A 4,399-nucleotide genomic window follows, 5' to 3' on the forward strand; every position below is an offset into this window, starting at 1 on the left:
AGGCTAACGCCAGGGAATCAGCATCATCATCTTTATCTGGCAACGCCAGGTGATGCTGGCGATAGCTCCTTAATTCCTTATGCCCAACCAGTCGCACCTCAACCCCCGCACGGGCTAAATGTGTACACCAAAGTTTGCTGTAATTTGTGCCGGTTGGCTCTACCAGTGCAACGTCCGGGTTTAGTGCCAATAGCTCTTTGATTCCTTGGCTATTGGCACTGAACCGATAAAACAGACATTCGTAATAAAATTGACGTGGTGAATTGGGCTTCTCTAATAGTAGACAAGCCGAAACTGAGGACTTGCTGATATCAAGCCCTAAAACTCTGGTCATTCGATTTCCTCTGGGTGGTTCTTTTTGAAAATCCCTGGTGTCAAAGCCTATGAATCACCCGTAAGCCAGTAGCTTGCTTCACTCTCAAGGCAATGCCGCAGCGCGAACTGCGGCGACACAGGAAACAGTACACAGTCCAGTAACCGAGCTTACGAAGGATGAAAAGCCATAAGCTTGATTCTTGCCAAAAGCCCTAAGTTACTGGCTGTTGTGCTGTGCGGTTGATTTGGACTCAGACCGCGACGGCGGCGGCTGCCACCGTTTCGCCGGTGAGTCAGTCCGGCTCGTCAGGCGTTAATCATAAACTTCATCGTCGGCATAACCTGTCAACTCGTCGTCAATGACTTGTTCTAGTTTTTCTACAACGGTTTCTAGTATTTCTTTGAGTTTTTGATCAGTGTCGTGGGTTGCTTGTTCTTGACCAAAAATGAGTTTTATTCCAGATTTAATTTTTACTTGGGCAATGTGTAATGATTGCCAGACCTCGTAATAATCCCAAGCTGGATCGGTTTGGGGAATATCTAAATTTTCGTCAGCCATAATTTTTTTTAATTAGAAATCTTCAGGAATATCGGATTGAGATGTTTCTTGTTCTTCTCTGAGTTGGCGTAATTCTTTTCTGAGTAACCTAATTTCCTCCTCAACTTTTTTGGTTGCATCTTCTCTAATTTTTCGCTCGACCATTTCCATAAGGAAAGTAGTTTCAAATTCCAAATCGTCACCCTCATAAATCTCAGCAGTCATTTCTAACCGCTTGCTTTCGTAATTTCCCAAATTGAGAACTCGTTGGTAAGTAATGGTTTTAATTTGCATGATGTGTGATATTTTTTACTTGTATTTAAATATGGTGCGATGACCTCCGGTCGGTCGAAGACCATCGCATTTTGCATTTGTGCGATGGCGTACCCGCCCGCCGGAGGCGATCGCTTTTCGATTACTCCTCAGATTTCTCCTCAGTTACCTCCTGTTGAATTTCTTGTGTGACTGCCTCCAACCCCTGGGCGATACTTTTCTCGTCTTCAGGGTCGATGATGATCGGCTCAATCCCTAACTGTCTCCAAAAATCTGGGTTATTAATTTCCACCGAATTGCCTCCTCAGTCGTTCCAATAAATCCTTACCCTCGCCATATCGCTGACCAGTAAACCCCATCACCTCAGTCACTATGGACGAGTCACTTTTTCCCTCCCCAAATCGCCCAATTAACCGCCAAAGTACCCGGTCATTTTCCGAAAAGGAATCGCTGAAATCCTTTACAGAAGCGGTTTTGAGGTCATTTTTTGAGCTATTTTCAGGGCTGATCGCGTTGTTGGAGTATGGTTGTACTATGGTTGAACCACCGCGAACTGTTGCGGCTTTCATCTCCCGGTATGGGGGCAGTTTGCAAGGCTGATCATCTAGTAAGCAGTGGGATTGGTCGGCTTTTAACCACTCAACAAGGGCGTTATTTTTCAAGCTTTTGGCGTGAGCTTGTGCCTTTTTACCCAAGCGGATACGGAAGAAAGCATCCGCTAAGTCTGACTTTCCCTCTAGCCCCCAGGCGGCTACTCGGTCATACTGGGATAACAGAATGGTGAAACGTTGCGCTTTTCTTCCGCGTCGGGCGTGACGTTCTAGCCATTCGCCAGATGAAGTAACTTTTGATACTAGTTCTGGGTACTCTTCAGCGATGATCACGCGTTCAGTGCCGACCAAAGCAGCGTCACCGCGTTCGGTTCTCAGCTTGAGTTGATTACTCAAGTCTTCTAGGTCTTCAGCCATTCCCAATTCGATGGCTGTCCAGTTTTCACCTTTACCGATGACCTCAAGCCCTTGCCAGTCGGTCGGTGTGCCTTCACATTCATAAACGCGAACGCAGCCACCGATGGTATAGGCGAGGTATTGGGCAAGTGTGCTTTTCCCTGTCCCCATCTCCCCGATGATCATCACCTGTTTACCTTCAATGGCTGTGATGATGTCTGTGATTACTTCTAACGGCTCATCGATGGCGACGGCTGCGGCTTCAATTACTTGCGTCATCGGTGTACCGGCATAGGGTAGAGCATCGTAAACTTTGAGTAAGTTTTTGATGCAATTCTCCAACCCATCACAGAACCAAATGCTTAATTTAAAAGCATTTCGGCTAAGATTGACACTGAATAGAGATGTTGAGAAAATTACCCTTCCTAGTCCCCAGGCGCAGTAACGCAAAAGAGTTTTACCATCCGGTAAGTGCAACTCTACCCACACACCAGCTGTAGCCGTCTTCGGGGGGACTGGGGATTTTACCTCAATCAAATCACTTGCCATATGTCACCCCGTCTTTAAACGTTGCAAATTCAGCTTTGCAAGTGTTCAAGCTGTTTTGTAACCGTTCAATGGTTGCCTGATAACTGCTAGAGGTTTCTTGACTCCACAGCGTTACACCTACCGCCAAAGCGGCAATTAGCAACCACGGTAAGTTATTGTTATCCCTCATGCTTCACCACCTGTTGAGAATGGTATTGAAACATGGCCTCGTCTATTACTTGCTGGTCTAGGGAAGTTCGCCCAAGATTGGGTAATCCTGGATTATCTTTGGCTACGACTTCCGAGGCTTGAACGGCAACATTTTTATTAACACCAGCTTCAGTCAAGACTTTGAGTGATGCTTGGTAAAGGCTTTCATTCATTAGCCCAACCTCCGATACATGAAGGAATTAGAACTGAATCCCTCACCGGCTACTAGTTCATTTTCTGGGGTGTCTGCAATGATGTCAGCCCAACCAGTTATGTTGTTGTTGAGGATGTTAGTTTCTGCGATCGCGCCAAGTCCAGGACGCGCTGCTTCAAATTCATCAATTGCTTTCTGTTCTTTGGGTGTTAATTCTCTGGGTTCTTGCATGGTAAAGTTTAGATAATAGTTGAATCGTTAAAACAAGCTCTAGCTGCGAACTAGGACTTGTTTTGGGTTTGGTTTTGGTTTGGATGATTTGACAGGGAAACTCGAAAGCATCTCCCAGAACCAACCATCATCACTTCACGGTCAGCAAGGCGAACAGCCTTACTACGGCTGACTTTCATCATGGGGAATGAACCGTCAGGGCTGAGGCTGAACATCTCGTAATTTTTTAAAGAACTCCATTCGACAGCTGTTCTGTCAGCTAAACCAGAATAATCAACTGTGTTCATGTCTGCGGCCGAAACTGCACTAGGCAAAGCTGGTAAGTGTCGTTTGGCCTTCTCTTTCTCTTTGGTGGGTTTCTTGTCGGTGTTAGATGCGGCTTTATTGCCGTTATGGGCGATTTCTAGTGTTTCCATAGTTGGGGCATAAGGGTATGATGCACGGTCTATAGTCCGTACATAGTGCGGTTTAGCTGTGAGCATAGGGGGCTTTAAATGCCACTATGCACCGTGTTTAGTGCCACTATCGAGTAGTGGTTAATTTATAAAATCCTTGTACAGCAAGGCTTTGAGGTTTTAGGGTGTGTCCGCACGGGGAACTAAGCCAAGTGTGCGGGTGCTTGCTCCGGTAGATGCAACGCAAAGGGTTAGGCGTTGGGGAGCAGTTATTGTGGCAAAATTAGTTGCACGCGTGTACAACTGAATATAGTCTAGTAGTATGCGCGTTAAAAGTAAAGTACCATGCGTGTACAATAAGGAGTAGTAAATGGGTACAACGAATGAGAAAACCATTGCACGGTCAACGCAAGCGAAGCTTAAATCTGACAGTATCGCCGGAGGCTGTGGAATTACTGGAGGAGAAAGCCAAGCTACTGGGAATCAGCAAGAGCGAGATTATAGAGCGAGTGGCTCGGAATCAAGTGTCTTCAGCACCGGAACAACAGTTACTGGGGGAATGCTTGACCACCTGATAGATGAATACTGTGATCAGGTGGCAGCCAAGAAAGCTGAAGCTGAACGTATTAACGATGAAGTAAAGAGACTAGAGTCTAGGATTCAAGAGTTCAAATCGCTACGCCAAGAGCTGGATAAGCAAACTGAAGATAATTGTTAAAACCGTCCTTGCCTGTATGGGTAAGGACGGTTTATTTTTTTGCGATCGCATTCACTACAAACGTGATCACCAAGTTTTAAAAATGCAAAT

Annotated in this window: 10 protein-coding genes and 1 pseudogene; 2 read left to right on the forward strand and 9 right to left on the reverse strand. The window is 45.8% G+C overall.

The features are described from left to right. From ACM0OR_RS27685 to ACM0OR_RS27725, 9 genes and pseudogenes are all read right to left on the reverse strand, one after another. Window positions 1-334: pseudogene (locus ACM0OR_RS27685) on the reverse strand (IS110 family transposase); the annotation flags it as partial. Window positions 335-628: 294 nt separating this feature from the next. Further along, complete coding sequence (locus tag ACM0OR_RS27690; RefSeq protein WP_414579612.1) at window positions 629-874, reverse strand: hypothetical protein; 246 nt, start codon at window positions 872-874, stop codon at window positions 629-631. A 12-nt stretch (window positions 875-886) separates the two neighbouring features. Further along, a complete protein-coding gene (locus ACM0OR_RS27695) occupies window positions 887-1,147 on the reverse strand; it encodes a hypothetical protein (protein ID WP_414579613.1) in 261 nt (86 codons plus the stop codon). 121 nt (window positions 1,148-1,268) lie between these two features. Then, window positions 1,269-1,418, reverse strand: a complete 150-nt coding sequence (locus ACM0OR_RS27700) for a hypothetical protein (RefSeq protein WP_414579614.1) — start codon at window positions 1,416-1,418, stop codon at window positions 1,269-1,271. Further along, window positions 1,408-2,622 carry a hypothetical protein gene (locus ACM0OR_RS27705; RefSeq protein WP_414579616.1) on the reverse strand — a complete coding sequence of 405 codons (1,215 nt, stop codon included), beginning with the start codon at window positions 2,620-2,622 and terminating at the stop codon, window positions 1,408-1,410. Before ACM0OR_RS27705 ends, ACM0OR_RS27700 begins: the two co-directional genes overlap by 11 nt. After that, window positions 2,612-2,791 (reverse strand): hypothetical protein, encoded by a 180-nt coding sequence (locus ACM0OR_RS27710; protein ID WP_414579617.1) that lies wholly within the window; start codon window positions 2,789-2,791, stop codon window positions 2,612-2,614. Before ACM0OR_RS27710 ends, ACM0OR_RS27705 begins: the two co-directional genes overlap by 11 nt. After that, window positions 2,781-2,984 (reverse strand): hypothetical protein, encoded by a 204-nt coding sequence (locus ACM0OR_RS27715; RefSeq protein ID WP_414579618.1) that lies wholly within the window; start codon window positions 2,982-2,984, stop codon window positions 2,781-2,783. Before ACM0OR_RS27715 ends, ACM0OR_RS27710 begins: the two co-directional genes overlap by 11 nt. After that, window positions 2,984-3,196 carry a hypothetical protein gene (locus ACM0OR_RS27720; protein WP_414579619.1) on the reverse strand — a complete coding sequence of 71 codons (213 nt, stop codon included), beginning with the start codon at window positions 3,194-3,196 and terminating at the stop codon, window positions 2,984-2,986. The genes ACM0OR_RS27715 and ACM0OR_RS27720 overlap by 1 nt, the downstream gene beginning before the upstream one ends. Before the next feature lie 50 nt (window positions 3,197-3,246). After that, window positions 3,247-3,612: a hypothetical protein gene (locus ACM0OR_RS27725; RefSeq protein WP_414579620.1), complete on the reverse strand. Its 366-nt coding sequence runs from the start codon at window positions 3,610-3,612 to the stop codon at window positions 3,247-3,249. A gap of 362 nt (window positions 3,613-3,974) precedes the next feature. Between ACM0OR_RS27725 and ACM0OR_RS27730 the strand changes: the two genes are divergently transcribed. Next, entirely contained in the window at window positions 3,975-4,166 is a 192-nt protein-coding gene (locus tag ACM0OR_RS27730; RefSeq protein WP_414579621.1) for a ribbon-helix-helix domain-containing protein, read from the forward strand. Next, window positions 4,151-4,309, forward strand: coding sequence for a hypothetical protein (locus tag ACM0OR_RS27735; protein ID WP_414579622.1), 159 nt, complete (start codon window positions 4,151-4,153; stop codon window positions 4,307-4,309). Before ACM0OR_RS27730 ends, ACM0OR_RS27735 begins: the two co-directional genes overlap by 16 nt. The last annotated feature ends 90 nt before the right edge of the window (window positions 4,310-4,399 follow it).

This window comes from Anabaena sp. CCY 9402-a (genome assembly GCF_963920945.1).
GTDB lineage: Bacteria > Cyanobacteriota > Cyanobacteriia > Cyanobacteriales > Nostocaceae > Trichormus > Trichormus minutissimus.